Source organism: Chryseobacterium sp. AC405b (assembly GCF_979258685.1).
The window spans coordinates 2,452,032-2,474,076 of sequence record NZ_OZ409877.1 but is presented as its reverse complement, the minus strand read 5'-3'; the positions used below and the strand labels follow the sequence as shown (position 1 = coordinate 2,474,076).

The 22,045-nt window shown below is 34.3% G+C and carries 20 protein-coding genes and 2 pseudogenes; 11 read left to right on the top strand and 11 right to left on the bottom strand.

What is annotated here, in order from left to right; all coding sequences use genetic code 11:
* The first annotated feature begins 208 nt into the window (after positions 1 to 208).
* From ACZZZA_RS11810 to nhaA, 3 genes and pseudogenes are all read left to right on the top strand, one after another.
* Complete coding sequence (locus ACZZZA_RS11810; protein WP_463431967.1) at positions 209 to 574, top strand: hypothetical protein; 366 nt, start codon at positions 209 to 211, stop codon at positions 572 to 574.
* Between the two features lie 120 nt (positions 575 to 694).
* Positions 695 to 2,900: pseudogene (locus ACZZZA_RS11805) on the top strand (RelA/SpoT family protein).
* A gap of 2 nt (positions 2,901 to 2,902) precedes the next feature.
* The gene (gene nhaA / locus ACZZZA_RS11800) at positions 2,903 to 4,084 is read left to right on the top strand and encodes a Na+/H+ antiporter NhaA (RefSeq protein ID WP_463431965.1); all 1,182 of its coding nucleotides are present in this window, start codon (positions 2,903 to 2,905) and stop codon (positions 4,082 to 4,084) included.
* A gap of 38 nt (positions 4,085 to 4,122) precedes the next feature.
* Here nhaA and ACZZZA_RS11795 read toward each other — a convergent pair whose 3' ends face one another.
* A complete protein-coding gene (locus ACZZZA_RS11795) occupies positions 4,123 to 5,151 on the bottom strand; it encodes a YihY/virulence factor BrkB family protein (RefSeq protein ID WP_463431963.1) in 1,029 nt (342 codons plus the stop codon).
* A 223-nt stretch (positions 5,152 to 5,374) separates the two neighbouring features.
* Here ACZZZA_RS11795 and ACZZZA_RS11790 point away from each other — a divergent pair, with 223 nt between their 5' ends.
* The 5 genes from ACZZZA_RS11790 (at position 5,375) to ACZZZA_RS11770 (ending at position 11,091) form a co-directional block, all read left to right on the top strand.
* Entirely contained in the window at positions 5,375 to 5,782 is a 408-nt protein-coding gene (locus ACZZZA_RS11790) for a hypothetical protein (protein ID WP_463431961.1), read from the top strand.
* A 116-nt stretch (positions 5,783 to 5,898) separates the two neighbouring features.
* Entirely contained in the window at positions 5,899 to 7,422 is a 1,524-nt protein-coding gene (locus ACZZZA_RS11785) for an FAD-dependent oxidoreductase (RefSeq protein WP_463431959.1), read from the top strand.
* A 644-nt stretch (positions 7,423 to 8,066) separates the two neighbouring features.
* Positions 8,067 to 8,663 carry a Crp/Fnr family transcriptional regulator gene (locus ACZZZA_RS11780; RefSeq protein WP_463431957.1) on the top strand — a complete coding sequence of 199 codons (597 nt, stop codon included), beginning with the start codon at positions 8,067 to 8,069 and terminating at the stop codon, positions 8,661 to 8,663.
* A 57-nt stretch (positions 8,664 to 8,720) separates the two neighbouring features.
* The gene (ccoG, locus tag ACZZZA_RS11775; protein ID WP_463431955.1) at positions 8,721 to 10,181 is read left to right on the top strand and encodes a cytochrome c oxidase accessory protein CcoG; all 1,461 of its coding nucleotides are present in this window, start codon (positions 8,721 to 8,723) and stop codon (positions 10,179 to 10,181) included.
* Between the two features lie 310 nt (positions 10,182 to 10,491).
* On the top strand, positions 10,492 to 11,091 hold the full coding sequence (locus ACZZZA_RS11770) for a Crp/Fnr family transcriptional regulator (RefSeq protein WP_463431953.1): 600 nt from the start codon (positions 10,492 to 10,494) through the stop codon (positions 11,089 to 11,091).
* 255 nt (positions 11,092 to 11,346) lie between these two features.
* Here ACZZZA_RS11770 and ACZZZA_RS11765 read toward each other — a convergent pair whose 3' ends face one another.
* The 4 genes from ACZZZA_RS11765 to ACZZZA_RS11750 form a co-directional block, all read right to left on the bottom strand.
* Positions 11,347 to 11,967: a Crp/Fnr family transcriptional regulator gene (locus tag ACZZZA_RS11765; protein WP_463431951.1), complete on the bottom strand. Its 621-nt coding sequence runs from the start codon at positions 11,965 to 11,967 to the stop codon at positions 11,347 to 11,349.
* A 310-nt stretch (positions 11,968 to 12,277) separates the two neighbouring features.
* Positions 12,278 to 12,607 (bottom strand): hypothetical protein, encoded by a 330-nt coding sequence (locus ACZZZA_RS11760; RefSeq protein WP_463431950.1) that lies wholly within the window; start codon positions 12,605 to 12,607, stop codon positions 12,278 to 12,280.
* Positions 12,608 to 12,609: 2 nt separating this feature from the next.
* Positions 12,610 to 13,044: a hypothetical protein gene (locus ACZZZA_RS11755; RefSeq protein WP_463431949.1), complete on the bottom strand. Its 435-nt coding sequence runs from the start codon at positions 13,042 to 13,044 to the stop codon at positions 12,610 to 12,612.
* 54 nt (positions 13,045 to 13,098) lie between these two features.
* Complete coding sequence (locus ACZZZA_RS11750; protein ID WP_463431947.1) at positions 13,099 to 13,341, bottom strand: hypothetical protein; 243 nt, start codon at positions 13,339 to 13,341, stop codon at positions 13,099 to 13,101.
* A 68-nt stretch (positions 13,342 to 13,409) separates the two neighbouring features.
* On the opposite strand from ACZZZA_RS11750, the gene ACZZZA_RS11745 reads away from it, so the two are divergent.
* Positions 13,410 to 13,883 (top strand): 23S rRNA (pseudouridine(1915)-N(3))-methyltransferase RlmH, encoded by a 474-nt coding sequence (locus ACZZZA_RS11745; protein ID WP_463431945.1) that lies wholly within the window; start codon positions 13,410 to 13,412, stop codon positions 13,881 to 13,883.
* 12 nt (positions 13,884 to 13,895) lie between these two features.
* Here the strand turns inward: ACZZZA_RS11745 and ACZZZA_RS11740 are convergent, their stop codons facing one another.
* The 6 genes and pseudogenes from ACZZZA_RS11740 to secD form a co-directional block, all read right to left on the bottom strand.
* Positions 13,896 to 14,351 carry a tRNA (cytidine(34)-2'-O)-methyltransferase gene (locus ACZZZA_RS11740; protein WP_463431943.1) on the bottom strand — a complete coding sequence of 152 codons (456 nt, stop codon included), beginning with the start codon at positions 14,349 to 14,351 and terminating at the stop codon, positions 13,896 to 13,898.
* 37 nt (positions 14,352 to 14,388) lie between these two features.
* Positions 14,389 to 15,204, bottom strand: a complete 816-nt coding sequence (locus ACZZZA_RS11735) for a tetratricopeptide repeat protein (RefSeq protein WP_463431942.1) — start codon at positions 15,202 to 15,204, stop codon at positions 14,389 to 14,391.
* A 1-nt stretch (position 15,205) separates the two neighbouring features.
* Positions 15,206 to 15,766 carry a phosphatase PAP2 family protein gene (locus ACZZZA_RS11730; protein WP_463431940.1) on the bottom strand — a complete coding sequence of 187 codons (561 nt, stop codon included), beginning with the start codon at positions 15,764 to 15,766 and terminating at the stop codon, positions 15,206 to 15,208.
* Positions 15,766 to 16,101 carry a Sec-independent protein translocase subunit TatA/TatB gene (locus ACZZZA_RS11725; RefSeq protein WP_463431939.1) on the bottom strand — a complete coding sequence of 112 codons (336 nt, stop codon included), beginning with the start codon at positions 16,099 to 16,101 and terminating at the stop codon, positions 15,766 to 15,768. The genes ACZZZA_RS11730 and ACZZZA_RS11725 overlap by 1 nt, the downstream gene beginning before the upstream one ends.
* Positions 16,102 to 16,162: 61 nt before the next feature.
* Complete coding sequence (locus ACZZZA_RS11720; protein ID WP_463431938.1) at positions 16,163 to 17,380, bottom strand: TCR/Tet family MFS transporter; 1,218 nt, start codon at positions 17,378 to 17,380, stop codon at positions 16,163 to 16,165.
* A 170-nt stretch (positions 17,381 to 17,550) separates the two neighbouring features.
* A pseudogene (gene secD / locus ACZZZA_RS11715) lies at positions 17,551 to 20,463 on the bottom strand (protein translocase subunit SecD).
* Between the two features lie 213 nt (positions 20,464 to 20,676).
* Here secD and ACZZZA_RS11710 point away from each other — a divergent pair.
* Positions 20,677 to 21,288, top strand: a complete 612-nt coding sequence (locus ACZZZA_RS11710) for a PQQ-dependent sugar dehydrogenase (RefSeq protein ID WP_463431937.1) — start codon at positions 20,677 to 20,679, stop codon at positions 21,286 to 21,288.
* Positions 21,257 to 22,039, top strand: a complete 783-nt coding sequence (locus tag ACZZZA_RS11705) for a PQQ-dependent sugar dehydrogenase (RefSeq protein ID WP_463433770.1) — start codon at positions 21,257 to 21,259, stop codon at positions 22,037 to 22,039. The genes ACZZZA_RS11710 and ACZZZA_RS11705 overlap by 32 nt, the downstream gene beginning before the upstream one ends.
* The last annotated feature ends 6 nt before the right edge of the window (positions 22,040 to 22,045 follow it).

The following is a 22,045-nucleotide window of genomic DNA, read 5'->3' as shown; positions in this document are numbered from 1 at the left end:
TCAATATTTTTAACTCTGTACTTTACCGTGCAGAGTTTTTTTATTTTAAGGCTAAAAATATGACCTAACCATTAGAATTTAATAAAATAGACTATATCTTAATTTTTATTAAATATTTATAGATAAAACAATATAAATTAAATTTATTTGAATTTTTAATAATTATATTAAATAATTCACTATCTTTATGGAACAAAAATAGATGATTATGTCAAACATTTTAGCAGGAATATTCGAAAAACATAGTGACTATAAAAGATTAGAAAACGAATTGGAATCTTCCGGTTTTGAGAACTCTGATTACATCGTTTATCTTACAGAAGATCACCATCATTCCAAATACATGGCAAGTGTAGAAGTAAAGGATAGTGACAGGACAAAAGTGGCTCAGAATATATTTCATGAAAACTCTGTAGTGAAAACATATATATTCGAAAACATGAATATCGGACAGGCTTCATACAGCACCATCAAAAAATACATCGACGCAAGATCTAAAGCTGAGATTCACAGCAGTCCGGATGTGAGGATTAAAGTGCAGCATGACGGAATGAATTCTGAAGTAAAAGTTTAAAAATCAACTAAAGACTTATAACCATGATCCGCAGAATTTATTTCTGCGGATTTTTCGTTTGAGGAATTGACAAATAGCTTTATTTTTCGTATTTTCGTTTAAATAAAGCCTTTTACACAGATGAGTTACAATTTGGAACAGGAGAATAAAGAAATCTCAGCAAGGTATAAAGACCTGATATCTAACACATACAGAACTTTGGATGAAGAGAATAACAAACTCATCCGAAAGGCTTTTGATATTGCGCTTGATGCACACAAAGATCAGAGGAGAAAAACCGGTGAACCGTACATTTATCACCCTATCGCTGTTGCAAAGATCGTAGCAAAGGAAATAGGTTTGGGAGCTACATCAATTGCCTGCGCGTTGCTGCATGATGTTATAGAAGATTCGGATTATACGTATGAAGATTTAAAAAAGATTTTTGGAGAAAGAATCGCAGTGATTGTGAATGGATTGACTAAAATATCCATCATGAATCATCAGAATATTTCTGTACAGTCAGAAAATTACAGAAAGCTTTTGTTAACTCTTTCTGAAGATTTTCGTGTGATTTTAATAAAAATTGCCGATCGTCTTCACAACATGAGAACACTGGAAAGTATGGCGCCGGACAAGCAGAAAAAAATTGCTTCCGAGACGGTTTACATCTATGCTCCAATGGCACACCGTTTAGGTCTGTACAACATTAAATCTGAACTGGAAGGACCTTTCTTTAAAATATAATAGTCCGGACGTTTTTAATGAAATTTCCCAAAAACTGGAACTCGCAAAAGAGAGCCGAGAACGTTATATTGAAGAATTTAAAAAAGAAGTTTCTGAAAGATTAACCGAAGAAGGACTCAATGTAACGATCAAAGGACGTGCAAAAGCAATTTCTTCTATCTACAGAAAAATGCTGAAACAGGGCGTCTCTTTCGAAGAAGTTTTTGATAATTATGCGATAAGAATCATTTATAAATCAGATGCCAAGAATGAAAAATTCCTTGCCTGGAAAATTTACTCTATCGTAACCGATGTTTACCACAGTAACCCTTCAAGAATGCGTGACTGGATTACACAGCCTCGTTCTACAGGTTACGAAAGTCTGCACCTGACGGTTCTCGGCCCGGACAGAAAATGGATTGAAGTTCAGATTCGTTCAGACCGGATGGATGATATTGCCGAAAAAGGTGTTGCTGCACATTATAAATATAAAGAAGGTTATAAGCAAAGCAACGACGACCGGAATTTTGAAAAATGGGTCACCGAAATCCGTGATGTACTCGAACAGCAACAAAATCTTTCTACTTCTGAACTTTTAGATAATATTAAACTCAATTTATATTCAAAAGAAGTTTTTGTCTTTACGCCGAAAGGGGAAATTAAAATTTTACCAACAAATGCAACAGCCTTAGATTTTGCTTTTTCCGTACATTCAGATTTGGGAATGAAATGTTTGGGAGCAAAAATCAACGGAAAACTGGTTCCGATTTCTTATGTTTTACAAAATGGTGATCAGGTCGATATTTTATCTTCTCAAAACCAGAAACCTAAGTTTGACTGGCTAGATTTTGTAGTTACATCCAAAGCCAAATCAAAAATCAAAGGATATTTAAATTCTGAGAAAAATTCTTTTGTTGACGAAGGAAAAGAGATCTTGCAAAGAAAACTAAGACATGCAAAGATTAATTTCAATGATGAAGAGATCAACAAACTTCAGAAGTTTTTTAATCTGAAGACGTCTCAGGAATTGTTTTTAAAATTCCAGACTAATGAGCTGGATGCAAGCAGCTTACGAAAATACATTGAGAGTAAGAATGTGTTCAACAATTTACTTTCAAGATTTAAGCGTACCCCGAATAAAACTCAGCATTATGTAGAGCCAAAAGAAATCAATCTTGATATGATTGTCTTTGGGAAAGATGAAGAAAAACTGAATTACAGCTATGCAAAATGCTGTACAGTAATTCCGGGTGATAAGATTTTTGGTTTTATTACCATTTCGGAAGGAATAAAAGTTCACAGTGATCACTGTCCGAATGCAATAAACCTGAGAGCGCAGTACGACTACAGAGTGATTCCTGCGAAATGGGTCAATGAAGAAAGTTTCAAAAACCGTATCAAAATTGAAATTGAAGGGCTTGACAGGATGGGAATGATCAATGACATTACAACTGTCATCAGCGGTGCAATGGGTATGGATATGAAAAGTATGTCGATTGAGTCTAACGACGGAGTATTTACCGGAAACATCAATTTAGAAGTTAAAAACAGAAATCAGCTGGATGAAACATTCAAAAAATTAAAAAATATAGATGGTGTTTCTAAAGTGATAAGAATTTAAGAATGAAATTAAGCGTTTACTTTAAAAAGTTTTTCGAGAGCAGCCAGTCATCAGGAATTTTACTGATTATATGTGTAGGATTGGCTTTGGGAATTGCCAACTCTTCTATGGCAGAGAATTTTCAAAATTTTTTAGATCAGGAAATTGGCACTGCTCTTTTTCATCTGAAATACCCTGTCAGCATCTGGATCAACGATGGATTGATGGCGATTTTCTTTCTCTTGGTAGGACTTGAAATTAAACGAGAAGTTGTTGAAGGTGAGCTTTCATCTTTTAAAAATGCTTCACTCCCGATCTTTGCAGCAATTGGCGGAATGATCATTCCCGCAATTATTTTTACCGCTTTTAATCACGGAACAAAATATGGTAACGGCTGGGGAATTCCGATGGCGACAGATATTGCATTTTCACTGGCAATTATTTCAATGCTTGGTAAAAGAGTGCCCAATTCAATCAAAATATTTCTGGCTGCGTTAGCAATTGTAGATGATCTGGGTGCAATTCTTGTAATTGCGATCTTTTATACGGAACAGATTCACTGGATGTATATTTTCCTTTCTTTAGGAGTTTCTCTTTTATTGTTTTTACTTAATTATTTTAAAGTAACAAAAATTATCTTTTATCTTATTCCCGGAATATTGCTCTGGTATTTTCTGCATCATTCGGGGATTCATGCGACGATTGCAGGGGTTGTTCTCGCATTTTCTATTCCTACAAATATTTCCACAACAGAAATTTCACCATTAGAAAAACTCGAGCACCAGCTTCACTTTCCGGTAAGCTTTCTGATCATGCCTGTTTTTGCATTGACGAATACCAATATTACCTTTACCAATGGGATGGTTGACGGATTATTCGGTGGTTTGGGAATGGGGATTATTTGCGGTCTGGTAGTTGGAAAGCTGGTAGGAATCAATTTATTTTCCTGGATTGCCATTCAATTTAAGATCAGTTCACTTCCTCATAACTCTTCCTGGACGCAGATGTTGGGGGTAGGACTTTTAGCGGGAATCGGCTTCACGATGTCGATTTTCATTGCATTGCTGTCGTTCAAAGGTCAGATTCAGATTCAGGATGAGGCTAAGTTTGCGATTTTAATTGCTTCATTCATCGCTGCAATTTCTGGTTATGTGGTTCTAAATTTAAGTTCTAAAAAGATAGAAGAAGCTGAGGAAGAAGATTGATTTCTTTGTGAAAATATTTAAATAAAAACAGATCAGTTTTAAGATTTATTTTTGTTTGTTTTTTCTCCACTGTTGATATTGCGGGTATGATTTTCATCACATTCAAGGCTTGGCTCTTCGCACTTTGATTGATAATGATCGGCTTCTTTTTTGATTTCATCAGACAAAAGTTTTTCAACTCTCAGTTTTCTCAGAGCCATATTCAGTTCGTTTCCGAAAAGAAGCAGATACACATTCACATTCACCCAGACCATCAGTAAAATCATACTTCCGATAGAGCCATACAAAACGTTATATCTTGCCACATTTTTCACATAAAGCGTAAACAGATACGTTGTAAGAATAAACAATATTGTGGTAAGAATAGCACCCGGAACCGCCTGTCTGAATCTGATAATCTTCACCGTTCCCAGCCAGTAAAACATGGCCAGCAAAAGGAAAAAGAATATAGGAAAAGAAACAAAACCAATGATTTTTGAAAGGTTATTAACGAGCCATGAAATATTGTATTTTGGTGTAAAAAGCTTAAGTACAACCTCAGAATAGTAGACCCCGAAAAGTGCTAAAAATACGATCGTTACAAAACCGATCGTAATAAAAAACGACAGAATAAATTCTTTTACATCCGGAAGTTTTTCTTTAGAATTTTCGTTAAAACCATTGATGATAGAGAATGTTCCGTTGGTTGCAAAAACCAAAGCAATAAGAATTGTTAAATTACTGATTCCTTTCATATTGGGAATGATGCTGTCTTCAATATATCCTCTTACATCACTTTCTATATTTGAAGGAAAAATATTGTGCATTAAAACTTCAAAAATATAGAACTGAAGCTTGTCATAATGCGGCATGTAAGGAATTACAGACAGCAAAAACAGGATGAAAGGAAAAAGACTAAGCGTAAAACTCCAGGAGATTGCTGCTGCTTTTTTACCGATTTTACCTTTAAAAACACCTGCAAAATAAATTTGAAACAACTGCCAAAGCGATATTCCCAAAAGTGGAATATGTATATCATCAAAAAAATCTTGAACCTTCAAAAGAAAACCCGGAACCTTAATACCCATTTTTTATTAAAAAAACTTTAATTAAAGCAAAGATATAAAAAACATAGAAAAAAGACAGATGATTAAGTCTTGCAAACCTTAGCATAAAAAATTGGGTTATGACTGAAATCATACCTGTAAAACCAAAACTGTTATATATTTAAAATGTTATAAGTAAAATTCTTAGAACCTTGTTAAACACCACAAAATAGCATTAAGATTATTAATCACAAAAAATAAAAATATGTATAAAAAAATAATAGCAGGTTTGGGTGGAGCGATTGCCCTGAATATTCTGCACGAAACCATCAGAAAAAATTTTGACAACGTTCCTGAAATCAATCTTTTAGGAGAAGAAGCTCTTTTGAAGCTCACTGATAAAACTTCAATTAATTTCTCAGGAGAAAATAGTTTATATGCTACAACATTGGTGGGTGATATTGTAAGCAATGGGATTTATTATGCTACCACTGCAACAAAAAACAATCTGACTTCCGGTTTACTGGCCGGTGCAGGAGCTATATTGTTGCCCAATAAAATGGGTCTTAATGAAGAACCTGTTGCCGGAAATAACAAAAAGAAAGTGATGACCGTAGGGTATTATATTTTTGGTGCGTTAGTCACAAAACTGATTTATGACAAAATTAAATAAGTATAACCATGATCAATAGATCATTTAAAATAATTACACTGCATATTTCTTAAAACAAATCAAATGATCATCGCATGATTGTACGATAGCAACCACTAATCACAAAAATAATTATTATGAATAGGGACGGAAACACAACGAGTTTTTGGCAGTCTACAACAACTGTTGACAAAAATCAAGTAAAAAAAGAAACTGATTCCAAACATTTTGACACAATCATTGTCGGAGCCGGAATTACCGGGGTGACTCTAGCGAAAGAGCTTCAAAACAGAGGAAAAAAATGTCTCATTCTTGAGAAAGCAAATGCAGGTTTCGGAACGACAGGCGGAACTACGGCACATATCAATAATTTTTTTGATTCTTCTTATGATGAGGTCATTTCCAATTTTGGTAATGACGGAGCTAAAACACTTGCCGACGCAGCAAAGGAGACTGTAAAGTATATCAAGTCTAATGTTATCAAATATCATATCTCCTGTGAATATTCTGAGTGCAGTAACTTTTTATTCAGCGCAGAAGAGAATCAGAATGATCAGTTAAAAAAGATTTTTGACGCCCATCAGGAAGTGGGTATCGAAACTATTAAAGCGTATAATATTCCCTTTTCATTGCCTTTTGAAAATGCAATTGAGATAAAGGGACAGGCACAATTTCACCCTTTAAGATACATCAACAAACTGCTGAAGGAATTTGAAAAAGAAGGCGGAACATTATTAACTGAAGCTCAGGTCACAGATTTTGAAAATAAAGATGGAAAGATAAAAGTTTTCACCCAACAGGATGATGAATTTACCAGTGATAATCTGGTTTGGGCAACTCACATTCCGCCTGGCAATAATCGTTTTAGCGTATTATTATCTCCTTACAGAAGTTACGCTCTTACCGCAAGACTATATAATCCTGTCACACAAATGGCTCAAACTGCAGATTTGTATGACCCTTATCATTATCTGCGATATCATAAATCTGGTGACGAATATTTTCTCATTGCAGGAGGATTTGATCATATGACCGGTAATGAAGAAGATACGGAAAAACATTTTACAGATCTGATAGCCTATGTTGACGAACATTTTAAGTATAAAGAAATTGTTGCAAAATGGTCTTCTCAATACTATGTTCCTGCAGACGGACTGGCGTATATAGGACAAATGCCCGGAGAAACAAACATCTATATATCAACCGGATATAATGGAAACGGAATGACTTTCGGATCTATGGCATCTCTAATAATTCCGGATTTAATGGAAGGCAAAACCACCCCGCTTTCTGATTTACTTTCGCCGGGAAGAATAAAACCGGTTGCGAGTGCAAAAAATGTAGCATCGGAAATATTGAATGCATCGACTCATTTTGTAAAAGATAAATTTTCTGCAGAAAAAATGAAAGATCTTGATACAATTTCTATAGGAGAAGGTAAAATAATAAAACATGAGGGGCAGACTTTTGCAGCATATCGGGATCATAAATTCGAACTTCATCTTCTGAGTCCGGTGTGCCCTCATATGGGTTGCAGTGTGGTCTGGAATCCTTCTGAAGTTACATGGGATTGCCCGTGTCACGGTTCGCGGTTTAGTATTGAAGGTAAGTTGATGAACGGACCTGCCATGTCTGATCTTAAAAAAATAGCAGATCAATAATTAAAATTACAACAAATAATTACAATCAAAGCCTCTGAAAACAGTCAGAAGGCTTCGGTTTTTATGTGATGATGATATACATAAAGTTGCCTGACTACAATATTCTATACTATGAGTCTACTCATATAATTGTTGATCTTAAATAACTATTTTTACGATAATATTATTGATGATTAAATTTATTTATGAAAACAAGAATAATTTTGAATTGTTTATAGTTGTAGTTATAGTTTTTATTTGAGTTTATATTGAGAAGGAGAGCAAAACATCACGTTTTGCTCTCTTTTTTTAAAATTTTGTTGCGAATTTTACCTCATATGATTCAAACCATATGTATCCGTTTTTTCTTTAGTTAAATTTGTGAGCACATAGAAATTTGTTTAATGTTGTTTCATCACTTATGTTTATCCATCTCTTCGGAGATGGTTTTTTTTTCACCGGTTTCGTAGTAAAATACTACGACACATTTTTACTATGACCAAAGTCATAATCAATGGCAAAGTCTTCTTTTAAATTTACTAAAACTCAATAAAAAGTGTTATGGTCAGTAAATGTTTTCAAATTATATCAGGTTAATCTGCATCATTCAATAAAACAAAAACATTAAATCTAAATCAATCAATTCTAAAAATATATACAAAATTATGCTCATCAATAATGAATTATTATTTAAATATAATGCCGAAACTACACATATCGACACCCTTCAGACAATTTTTCATGAAGGTGATCAGCCAAAATACTATTACCAGATTATCAACGGAAGAATAAAATTAAATCATTGGGATGAAGACGGAAAAGAAATCATACAAAGTATTTTGGTCCCAGGACAAAGCGTTTGTGAACTTTTACTTTTTATTGATGAAAAATATCCTGTGAATGCAGAAACCTTGTCCCCATGTGAAATTATAAAAATCTCAAAAGAGAATTTCTTTAAGCTCATATCAGAGAATATGGATATTTCTTTAGACATCAACAGGTTTTTATCTGAAAGATTATTCCAAAAGTTTGTAATGATGCAAAACAACCTCTCACTAAAACCAGATGTACGGCTGTTGGGAGTATTTGATTATTTTAAAAGCTACAGCAATAACAAGGAAAAATACTCATTTGAAATTTATCTTACCCGAAAACAATTGGCATCAATTACAGGTCTGAGGATTGAAACGGTGATCAGAACCATTAAAAAAATGGAAAAAGAGAACATACTGAAACTTGAAAACAGTAAAATTTTTTATTAGTTTTCCTTAATATTCTATCTTTTACTAAACATCAAATTTACTTTAATATTTACAAATATGAATATATCTGACACAGAAGATAAAGAATTTCGCGGAGGACAGGGACAAGTGGTAGAACCCGAAACTTATCGGGACTCAATAGGTACGATGGAGCAGTCAGGAAAAAGAAAATGGGTTTTCCCAAAAAAACCCAAAGGACGTTTTACCAACTATAGAAATATCGTAGCCTATACCCTTCTGACATTCTATTTTACCATCCCATTTGTTACAGTCAACGGAAATCCTTTTTTACAATTTGATCTTATCAACCGGCAGTTTTTTATTGCAGGAAAATCTTTCTATCCTCAAGACTTTTTTCTCCTCACACTAGGTGCAATCGTATCATTGATCTGTATTATTATATTTACCATTGCATTCGGAAGAATTTTTTGTGGTTGGATCTGCCCTCAGACTATATTTCTTGAAAATGTTTTCAGAAAAATAGAATATGCTATCGAAGGCGACCGTAACAGACAGATGAAGCTTGACCGTCAGGAATGGAACACTGAGAAAATCTGGAAAAGAGGTTTAAAATGGACAATTTACGCCATACTCTCATTAATTTTCACCCACTTTATGTTTATGTATGTTGTAGGTTATAAGGAGGTCATCAGAATTGTAACCGAAGGTCCATTTGAGCATCCCACCAATTTTATTGCTATGATTCTGTTAACTGCTGCATTTTACTTTGTATTTGCATGGTTCAGAGAGCAGGTCTGCACATTGGTTTGCCCATACGGACGTCTTCAGGGAGTTTTGATCGACAAAGAGACTATTAATGTATTCTATGACTTCAACAGAGGTGAAAACCGGGCAAAATGGAGAAAAGGTGAAGATCGCCGAGCTGCAGGAAAAGGTGACTGTATCGACTGTTACCAATGTGTGGTAGTGTGTCCCACCGGAATTGATATCCGGGATGGGCAGCAATTAGAATGCGTGAATTGTACTGCATGCATCGATGCCTGTGATGAGGTGATGGATAAAGTTGGTTTGCCAAGAGGTTTGATCCGCTATGCAACTGAAAACGAAATTGAGACGCAATCTCCAACCAGATTCACAACCAGAATGAGGAGCTTTATAGTAATCCTTGTTGCATTACAGCTTTTCTTGGGCTTTATGTTTTACAACCGTGGAGATTTGGAAGTAAAATTCATCAAACCTGCCGGAAGTACTTTTTTTGTAAGAAATGGAAATATCACCAACACTTATACTTACACTTTTCTCAATAAAACCAATGAGAATAAGAAGGTAACTATCAGGGTTTTGGAACCTGCCAATGGTGAGATTACTTACAGTACCGCAAGCACAATCGCTGTACCACGTGATAAAATTACAAAAGGCTCTATCAACATCAGTTTCCCCGAGAAGGAAATAAAATTATCAAAACAAAATATCAATATTGGGGTATATGATGAAAAAGGCAATTTGCTAGATTCTTATGATACTTATTTTGAAGGACCTTTTAAATTACAGTTTTAATACAGTAAGGTAAGTAAAAAATAAAAATAGTCAACAGTAAAATCTGTTGACTATTTTTTCACTCCTTGCAATCAGTAGTACATAAAAGCATTTTTTAATTCTCAATATTTTGAAATATTTTTTTTAATCTAATCATCGATAATAACTTCATTTTTAATAATTTATTTCAACTTTAACTGACCAATAAATTTTTCCAAAATTTTATTTGTATAATAAATATTCACAATGTTATGATTCAAAACATAAAAATAAGTCACACATCGGTACTATATTTGTAAGATATTTATTACACCACCATAAAATATTTAATATGTCTATTAAAGAAGAAATCCTGCACTCCATTGGAGCTGCAGAACAAAATTATAATCCTGGCGATTATATCTTCCATGAAAATGGCAGCCCTCAGTTTTACTACCAAGTAGTAACCGGTGAAGTGAAACTGAATAATTATAACAGTGAGGGCAAAGAATTCATTCAAAATATTTTAACTTCTCAGGATGCATTTGGAGAGTCTATGCTTTTTACGGAAAAGGCGTATCCTATGAACGCTATTGCTTTGACTCCGTGTACAATCATTAAAGTTTGTAAGACTACCCTGCTCAATTATTTAGATTTAAACCCTGATATCTATTTAGATGTCTGCAAATCTCTTTCAGAACGTCTTCACCGCAAATTTGTTCTGATGCAGAAAATATCCTGCCACAGTGCAGCTGAAAGATTAAAAGAAGTGATGCAGTTGATGAAGCAAGAGCAGAAGAACAGTAAGGCACCCTTTACATACGAATTGCCCATTACCAGACAACAGTTAGCTTCTTTAACAGGTCTGTGTCTTGAAACCACCATCAGAACGATAAAAAAAATGGAAAAGGACAAAATGCTTCGTATTAAAAACCGAAAAATTCTATTTTAGTATTGTGATGATGTGACAGTTAATTCAGCAGATGTTAACTGTCATTTACTATTCTTTCCGCAACTTTCAACATATCTTCAATACCGAATAGTTTTTAATACCACCGTCTGCATGATAATGATGGCATCATCTGGAACAGTGTTCGATGTACCTGTCCATATTGCAGTTAGATCTTCTGTTTCAGGATCAGCTTTCAGTTTTTTTTAATCTTTTATCCTTTTATTTTCCGGGAATATGATCATCAACAATTTCCTTTTAATAAAAAATTTTTCCATTGATGATCTCTACCAAATTTTCATATTCCATTACTTTAACTGCCCGTATAACGGTTTCAACCCTTAAACCTGACAGTGAGGCTAACTGTTGTCTGGTAACAGGCACTTCGTATCGTGATGTTTTGCAAAACTTCTGTAAAAATTTAAGATGATCCATTACCGCAATAATCTTTTCACTCGGATCCCCGAATGCAATTTTATTCATCAGCACCATTTTGTAGTTTACAAAATCACATGTGTTTTGATAAAGTTTAATTACTACTTCAGGGTGCATCTTTAAAAGATGATTAAATTGAGTTCTGTCTAGGACATAGATGATACATTGGGTTAATGCTATTGCATTAATATTATATAAACCCTTTGAAAATAAAAATGTTTCACCTACAGGATCTCCCGGATTTATAAAATTATGTATAAATTCATTTTTTCCATTTTTATTGCTAGTGATTTTTAGATTTCCGCTATTAACCTGAAAATAGCTTTCTGAAATATCATCTACAGAAAACAAATGTTCGTTTTTCTTAAGAGTTAATAATTTAGCTCCATAAGCTTTAAGTACTTTTTCATTGATAATCATAATTAGTACTTTATTTGATCTCATATTTGTGGAAATTACTGCACAAATAAATATCAGATTTCTATTTAATTATAGTATAGTCTAAATTATCATTTACGTATGAGTTGTGCTATGATCTTAGTCACATCTCTAAATATAAAGATATTGCTGAAAATAAACGTGCATTTGAAATGACAGTAAGGATTCTAAATTATAGACATCCGGGTATAAGATTGTGACAAAATAGCGGTAAATCTGAAAGATATCTGTTGGATTTATTTACAAATTTTAGAAGAAAGGCAAAAAATAGATCACAAAAATGATCTTTAGTAATGAATCAACTGTTTAAAAAAAATTATTTTAAAATTTGATCAATTTTGTCAAACTGCTTGTCTACAAATTGAGGAGATTTTATTCTAAAGCCCATTCCGAATCTGAATAACCAATTGGTTGTCGAATAAAAATTATCATTATTGCTGTTGATCCAAGTGAGTTGTGCGCTGCCACCAAAGAACCATTTTCCATTATCAAATCCTATCCTGGAATATGAATTGAGTCCAAAATTAAATTCATTATAATTTTCATCAATCAAATAACCATAATGAATCTGTGGATAGAGTTCTACAATTGCGTACCAATTTTTACCAATCAATCTCTGTATTCCGCCACCTGTTTTCAAAGTCACTCTTACATCTTTTGTTGCGGAAGAATCATAGGAAGGATCAGAAATTTCAATATCTCTGTATTTACATGCTCTGTATCTTTCATTATGTTATACTGATACATCAAACCGCTGAGAAAAACAAAATCATTTTTCAGAGGTTTATAGGTCATATTCGTGTATGTTTTGTAATTCTCCTTTTTTCCGAACCAGAGATAGCTGGTTTCACCAGTAAAAGACTGATATTTTGCATCAGGAAACTGCATAAAGTCATCGCTTAAAGCTTCAGTAAATTCATCATTGACAACAGTTTCAAAAAACCGCTTGGTATCTTCCAAGTACAGCCCTCTGACCTGATTGTAATTAACATATTGTCTAAGCTTCGGACTTAAAAAGAAAGCAAATCCGAGATTAAAGTATTTTGTTTTACCTTTTGTATTGTCGTCATTATTAATCCTCACAAACTTTGGAGCAAAAGAAATACTTGCATCAATCCACCTGTATCTCAGGAAAAATTATGTGTAAAAAGAATCATTCGGTTTTAGTAGAAAAGTCTGACCTTCGTAATACAGACCGAAGGAATTATTCACATAACTAACTCCACTAACAATAGAAATTTTATTCCGGTCTTCATCCAGATATTTTTTCTCTTCAGAATCAATAACTTCCTGACAGAAAGCCATTTCTGAACAGCCTAAGAACAACATTGTGAAAAAGCAAAATTTCATCTTAAATCTGGTGATCTTGTAAAAATACATATTTTAAAATAATTTCCTGATTTTTTAATTATAAGTATCTTTGAACTTTCTTTTTTTAAAGCTTATCAATGCGCATCAATCTACTTTGTATCGGGAAAACAGACGATAAAGAAATCAATTCTCTGATCAGCTATTATCTTACCCGGCTTCCAAAACACTGGAATTTTGAAATTATCGAAATTCCCGACATCAAAAATGCCAAAAACCTTTCACCGGATCTTTTGAAAAAAGAGGAGGCTAAATTATTTCAAAATCACATTGATAAAAATGACTGGGTTGCCATTTTAGACGAAAAAGGGAAGCAGTTTACCAGCAGAGAATTTTCTCAGAAAATTGATAACTGGATGAATTCTTCTGTGAAAAAAATTCATATTCTGATTGGTGGCGCTTATGGTTTTTCAGACGAAATTTATGAAAGAACCAACGAAAAAATGTCACTTTCTAAAATGACATTTACACACCAGATGATCCGGTTATTTATCGTTGAGCAGTTGTATCGTGCAGACCAGATTTTGCAGGGAAAACCCTATCATAATGATTAAAAAACTTTTTAACTAAACCTTTAGGCTGATCTGTCTTTTTGCCTCTCCTACCACGAAAGCCACAGAATTGGCAATATTAAAACTCCGGATCAGTTTCGACATCGGAATGGTTAAATGATTTTCGAATAAATTCAATATATCTTTGCTCAATCCTACACTTTCTTTCCCGAAAACCAGCCAGTCACCATCTTGGAAATCAGTTTCCAAATAAGATTTTTCAGCATGAGAACTCATCAGAAAAACACGTGACGTATCCGGAATAACTTTCATCCACTCTTCAACATTTTCATACTCAGTTACATCCAGATGTACCCAATAATCTAAACCGGAACGTTTCAGGTTTTTATCGTCAATGACAAATCCGAACGGATGAATAAGATGCAATTTACTTTCTGTCCCTACGCATAATCTTCCGATATTGCCTGTGTTATTAGGTATTTCCGGTTCAACCAGAACAATGTTTAACATGAATGAATTTTAATTTATTTTATAAGAAACTGATAATTTATTTTTTGCCACACTTAGCATACTGCTCCGTCAGAGCTGCTTTTTCGTATCCCGTAGAAACCGCTTTATCCAAACTTGCGCACGCTTCTTTGTCTTTTGCAGATTCAAACAAAATCAATGCTTTAGTGACATAAGATTGAGAAAATTTGGGATCAATTGAGATCGCTTTATTAACATCTGCCAATGCTTCTTTGTATTTTTTCAGTTTTAAATAAACATCAGCTCTGCCGTTATACAGTAGAGATTCCGGTTTTTCTGAAAGCAGTTTATTATAATCCTGCAAAGAACCTTCGAGATTGCCGTTTCTTTTCTTCAGATTGGCTAAACCTGTTCGAGCAAAAATATTATCGGGTGCAAAACTTAAGATTTGATTGAGGTCTTTTTCAGCTAAATCTTTTTTGCCCAAATTTTCATAAACTTTTGCTCTGGTCAGATACATTTCTGCGTTTTGATCATCTGCTACCAAACCTTTATTGAGGTATTCCAAAGCTTTGGTTTTACTGCCTTTCTGATAATGCAGAGATCCTAAATTTGCATACACCGAGGCAGAGAGCGGATTAGATTTTAAAGCAGATTCATACGATTTAAATGCCGCTGGAGTTTTTCCTAATCTCCTCTGTGCCGTACCCAGATTATTGTAATATTCAGATTGATATTTCTGAATTTTTTCAGACATCGCTAATTTTGCATATTGCTCTTCAGCACATTTGTAATCTGCTTTTTGCATGCACTCTTCTGCAATCTTTTTATCCTGAGCATTGAAAAAATTAAGCGCAGTACACGCTAAAGTAAGAATGAGTAAATGTTTTTTCATTTTATATAGTTTGTTTGTTGATGACTTTTTTTGCGAGCATAGAAAATACCGCTCCCAATAAAATTCCAACAAACGCCCCCACCAAAATATCTATCGGGAAATGAACTCCTAAATAAATGCGGCTGTATGATACTACCACTGCCCATACAAATATAACATAAGGAAACCACTTAAGTTTATCTTTTAACAAAAAACTGAGATAACTTGCTAAGAAGAAAGTATTTGAAGCATGAGCCGAATAAAAACCAAATTTTCCTCCACATTTTACAGATCTCATCAGTGACTGTAAACTTGGGTCATGACAAGGTCTTAGTCTGGCAACTCCATATTTGAAAATTCCTGATACCTGATCAGAAATCGTAACACCGATTGCGATGAAAAGGAGAATGTAAAGAAAAGATTTAAGCTTGAAATTTTTATAGAGAAAATAGCAGAAAATGATGTAAAGCGGCACCCAGATCCATGTTCCGGAGATCATCATCCAAAATTGGTCAAAAGGGGTATCTCCTAAATTGTTGAGGTACAGAAAAGCCTTTTTATCTTCAAGAATGATTTCTTCCATTATGATCTGCTTACAGGCCCTTCGTAAGTTTCGTCATCTGAAGGTTTTAATTTTAGCGTATTATCAACCAACGGTTCACCAACAATATCATTATGAATATTTTTCACAGGATCAAAATCTTTGGCAGCATCTTTTACTTTTTCTATCTCACGTTTGATCTCAGAAACAGGATTATCTGTTTCTTTCAAAATTTCGGTTTTGATATCTTCTACTGCGCCACGCATTTTTCTTACTCCGGATCCCAGATCACGGGCAATCTGAGGAAGCTTATCCGGTCCGAATAAAACTACAATCGCAATGGCGATCAATGCCATTTCTCCAATGCTTAATTCCATGAGGCTAAATTACAAAAGATTATATATAAATGATGTTTTGAAGTTTAATTTTAAAAAAAAATTAAGATTTTTTCTTCTGAAAAGCATAATAAGTTGCAATTACACTAATCGTCATTAGAATAAAAGCTAAAAAGAACGGCGCACCTGAAAATTTAAAAGGTGCTTCCTCATGCGTGAAAAAATAAAATAAGTTGGTCATCATTGGAGGTCCGATAATAGCAGTTGCACTCATTAAGCTCGTTAAAGCTCCCTGAAGTTCACCTTGTTCGTTTGCCGGAACGCTTTTGGTAATCACAGATTGTAAAGCTGGTCCACAGATTCCGCCCAAACAATATGGTATTAAAAACACAAACATCATCCATCCTTCCGTGGCAAAGGCAAACAACAACATTCCTAATGCATATAAAGCTAAACCATAGTAAATACTTTTTTGCTCACCCAATTTCGGAGTCGTCCAACGAATTAACAATCCCTGAACTAAACCAACTAAAAGCCCTACGACACCCAGAGAAATCCCGACCATTCTTTCTGTCCAGTCAAATTCATACATTGTAAAGAAACTCCAGTTGCTTTGAACGGCATGACCTGCAATATAAATTAAAATTAAAGCGACAATCAGACCTGAAATTTCAGGATGCTTTCCTAAAAATTTGAAAGAACCGACAGGGTTTGCACGTTTCCAGCTGTATTCTCTTCTTTTATCTTTGTCTAAACTTTCCGGAAGAATAAAATAACCGTAAAGAAAATTTAATAAACATAAAACTGCCGCTGCATAAAACGGAACTCTTGCTCCATAATGTCCTAAAACTCCACCAATCACAGGACCAATGATAAATCCAAGACCGAAAGCAGCACCAATTAAACCGAAGTTTTTAGCCCTGTCTTCATCAGTTGAAATATCTGCAATGTAAGCACTTGCTGTTGTTACACTTGCGCCGGTAATTCCTGCAATGATTCTGCCTGCAAAAAGCCAGATAATTGTTGGTGACAATGCCAAAAGAATATAGTCGACTGCAAAACCGAAAAGTGAAATTAAAATAATAGGTCGACGTCCGAATTTATCACTTAAATTTCCGACAATGGGTGAAAAAATAAATTGAGTAAAGGCATAGGCAAAACCTAACCAGCCACCATACTTTGCAGCTTCACTGATGTCAGCATGAATAAGCTCTTTAATCAATGCCGGAACCACCGGAATGATAATTCCCCACCCTGTAATATCGATTAACAGAGTGATGAAAATAAAGCTCATGGCGGCTTTCTTTTTCGATTTTTCCATAATGGTGCAAAAGTAAGGAAATATTGGGAAAATTTGGGATTCAAAAAAATCAATGTCTAAAATTTAATAGTCAACATTTTGTGTAAATTAAGTGGAGCTTTGGCAAAAATTTAAGCAAAAAAAAGAGCCTTTCGGATGAAAGACTCTTTATTATTTAGTGTAGTTTAAATTTATTTTGAAACAAGAACTTCTTTGCTTGAAGATGATTTTCCATGTACATCTTCTTCTTTTCCTGATTTAAGAAAATCATAAGCGATTGCCGATGCAACAAATATGGATGAATACGTACCGAAGGCAATACCGATCAACATTGCAAACATAAACCCTCTCAAGTTATCACCACCAAAGATGAAAATTGCTAAAATTACAAGGATTGTAGTGAATGAAGTATTGAATGTTCTGCCTAAAGTACTTGAGATAGAATCATCAAATAATCCTGATAATGTAAGTGCTTTTTTCTCTCTCAAATATTCTCTGATTCTGTCAAAGATAATTACGGTATCATTAATTGAATATCCTAAAACCGTTAAAATAGCCGCAACAAAATCCTGATTGATCTCCATGTTGAATGGCATAATTCTGTGAAGTAAAGAATATGCTCCCAAAATGATTACCGCATCATGGAATAACGCTGCCACTGCTCCCAAAGAGAACTGCCATTTTCTGAATCTTACAAGAATATAGATAAAAATACCTGCTAAAGCCGCTACCACAGCAAGAATACCATGAGTTTTGATATCGTCTGCAACGGTAGGTTAGCTACTTTTTCAGATGATACAATACCTGCGTGATCTTTTTCTGCTGATTTAAAATCCTGAATTGTTAAATTAGAAGGTAAATTTGATTTTAAACCTTCATATAACTTTTGCTCTACAGTTTGGTCAGCTTTTAAAGATTCGTCATCAATTAAATAATCTGTAGAGATTTTTAACTGCTTGTCGTTACCAAAGGTTTTTGCTTCTACAGATGAGTTTTTACCATCTGTGGTTGAGAAGACTTTCGTTAAATTTTCCTCAATATCTTCTGCTTTTACATCTTTATCAAATCTTACCACATAGTTTCTACCACCTGTAAAATCGATTCCGTATTTGAACCCATTAATAGCAATAGAAGCAAAACAGATAACCGTTAAAATTCCTGAAATGATATATGCATATTTTCTTTTTCCGATGAAATCGATCCAGGTATTTCTGAATAAATTTTTAGTTGGAGGCGTCCAAACAGATAAAGACTTTCCTTTGTTTAGCCTGTTGAAAATCATCACTCTTGAAAGCAATACAGATGTAAACAAAGTCATTAAGATACCGATACCTAAAGTAATAGCAAATCCTTTGATAGGACCTGTTCCGAAGAAGAACAATACCGCTGCAGTCAATAAAGTCGTTAAGTGACCATCAATAATCGCACTTAATGCATGTTTGAAACCATCTTTGTATGCCTCAAGAATACTTTTCCCTGCGAATAATTCTTCTTTTGTTCTTTCGTAGATAATAACATTGGTATCCACCGCCATTGCCATCGTCAGTACAATACCCGCAATACCCGGAAGCGTTAATGTAAAGTCTCCGGAATCCATAATTCCGAAAATATAGAATAAGTTGATAATCATTGCGATTACAGCATACACACCTGCACCACCGTAATAGAAAATGATATAAACAATGATAATTAAAAATGCAATTGCAAATGAGATAACTCCTGCATCAATAGATTCCTGACCTAGTGAAGTGACCTACCTGTGTAGCCTGTACCACTTTTGCTCCCGCCGGTAATTTACCTGCTCCCAAAACATCCACCAATTCTTTAGCTTCCTCTTGTGAGAAGTTACCAGAGATTTGAGTTCTACCATTTGGAATAGCATTTACAACATTAGGTGCAGTATATACTCTGTTATCTAAAGTTACAGCAACCGGTTTCCCAACATTTTTCTCTGTCAAAGTCTTCCAGTCTTTCGCACCTTTAGAATCCATCTGCATATCTACTACAACTTTCCCAAGATTATCGTAACTGATATTAGCAGTTTCTACAGCACCATCTACAGGAGCCTTTTGGCTGATGTTACTTTTAATTGCATATAAAACCAAAGCATCAGGACTTGTAGATTCAGGCTTATAACCCCACATAAATTGGGTATATCTTAAATTTGAAGGTCTTGCAGCAATTGCAATATCAGAATTTAATAATTTAATAATTCCTGCAGTATCGCTAAGCTTTACATTACCTACACCATTTGATCTCAAAGAATTCAGTTGAAGATTTTCAACCAATCTTACAGTCTTATTGTTATTTAATGAATCATTTTTAGTATTGATGATCGTCTGAAGTTTCTCAAAATATGGAAGAACTTCAGGAATTTGCTGTATTTCCCAAAACTGAAGTTTTGCAGAAGTCTGAAGCATTTTTTTCACCTTGTCGATGTCTTTCATACCAGGCATTTCCACAGAAATTCTTGCAGTACCGGGAACTCTCTGTACGTTTGGCTGAATAGCTCCAAGCTTATCAATTCTTGTTCTGATTACTTCAAATGCAGTACCTACAGAAAGATCAATTCTTTTCTTAATGATGCTTTGTACCTGCTCATCTGTCGTGTTAAATTTAATCTCTGAAAGATTGGTATTCCCGAAAATCTCAGGATCTGCAAGTTTAAGATTCGCTCCTTTAGCTTTGTTTACAGCATCGAACTGAACAAAAAAATTGTCGATATAAGATCTTGTAGAGTTTTTCTGAGCTTCATCTGTTTTATTTAAAGCTTCAATCAGGATAGGATTGGTAGAATAATTGGTTAAATCATTCACCAAATCTCTCTGGTTGATCTCCAAAAGAACGTTGATCCCACCTTTAAGGTCAAGACCCAATTTCATTTCTTTGTCTTTCGCTTTTGTGTAATAAAGTTCCGTAAAACCTAGATTAAGTGTATCCTTAGAAAGTCTTGCGATTTCTTTCTGATACTTTTCCGGATTGTCTCCTGCAATAGCAGATGCCTGCCTTTCAATCTTGCTGGCGTACCATGTTGGTAATAGCTCATTTAAGCAAATTAACCCTAGTACAATAGCAACAATTGTAATAAGTCCTTTTCCTTGCATTTTGTTATAACTACGTTAAATTAAGTCGGCAAATATAATGATTTTATTGATATTTTATGAATTTTTAAGAGCAGAAATCGTTTATTTTCAGACATATCTGTTTTCTTCCAACTTTATAGATTTAATATTTTTTTAAATAATTTATAATGAATTTTCAAATCTCATTTGGTATGAAATTTTCATTGAGCATAATACACTAAATATCAAAATATTATGAAAAAACTATTACTGTCTGCAGCACTAATCGCTGCATTACCTTTATGCTCACAAAATATTACTCTTACAGAATTTGCCACAGGACTTTCAAATCCTGTAGAGATTACACATGCTAATGACAGCCGTTTATTTGTGGTACAACAGAACGGTATTATTAAAATCATTCAACCTAACGGAACTGTGAACGCAGCTGATTTTTTGAATATAAGTTCAAAAGTAAATTTCGGAGGTGAAAGAGGTCTTTTGGGATTGGCTTTTCATCCTCAATATGCTACAAATGGATATTTTTTTGTGTATTACAATAATGCAGCAGGCAATATTGTGGTTGCAAGATACACGGTAAATTCTACAAACCCGAATGTCGCAAATGATACTACAGAAAAAATCATTCTTAATATTCCCAAACCTTTTGATAATCATAACGGAGGAAGTATGCATTTTGCACCAGACGGAAATTTATGGGTTGTAACCGGAGACGGTGGCAGCGGCGGAGACCCCAACAATAACGGGCAGAATAAAAACTCGCTGCTTGGGAAGATGCTACGGATTGATATAAACTCTACAACGACCTTACAACATTCCGGCAGGAAATCCTTTTATAGGAGTTGACGGAGCAGATGAAATTTGGTCTTACGGTCTGAGAAACGCATGGAAATTTTCTTTTGATCAAACTACAGGAAATGCTATGATCGCCGATGTAGGTCAGGGAGCCATTGAAGAAATCAATAAAATGCCAATTGCGACAGCAGGTTTAAATTACGGATGGCGTTGCTACGAGGGAAACAGCACGTACAATACAGCCGGTTGCGCACCTGCATCATCAATGACATTCCCAGCTGCGGTATATGATCATTCTGGAGGAAAATGTTCCATAACAGGAGGTTATGTATACAGAGGAACAGCTTACCCGAGCCTTCAGGGGAAATATTTCTTTGCCGATTTTTGCTCTAAGCAAATTGGTACTTTAGATGCAAGCAATATGATCACATGGTCTCCTGCTTTTGTTGATAACAGTTTTTCGACCTTCGGCGAAGACAGTTCAAAAGAATTATACATTGCTGCCGTCAATAACGGAAAAATATTTAAAATTACCTCTTCTACGCTAGGTACGCAGGAAAGTAATTATAATGAAATAAAAATTCATCCGAACCCGGCACAAGAAAAAGTTTTTGTAGAAGGATTAAAAATGCTAAATGCCAAAGTAGAATTGATCAGCACAGAAGGTAAAAAAGTGATAGACAATATACAATTAGATAGTGAAAACAGTTTTGATGTTACCGGAATCACTCCCGGAGTTTATTATGTTAATATTAAATCAGGAGATTTTAAAGAATATACTCAAAAGTTAATCATCAAATAAATTTCT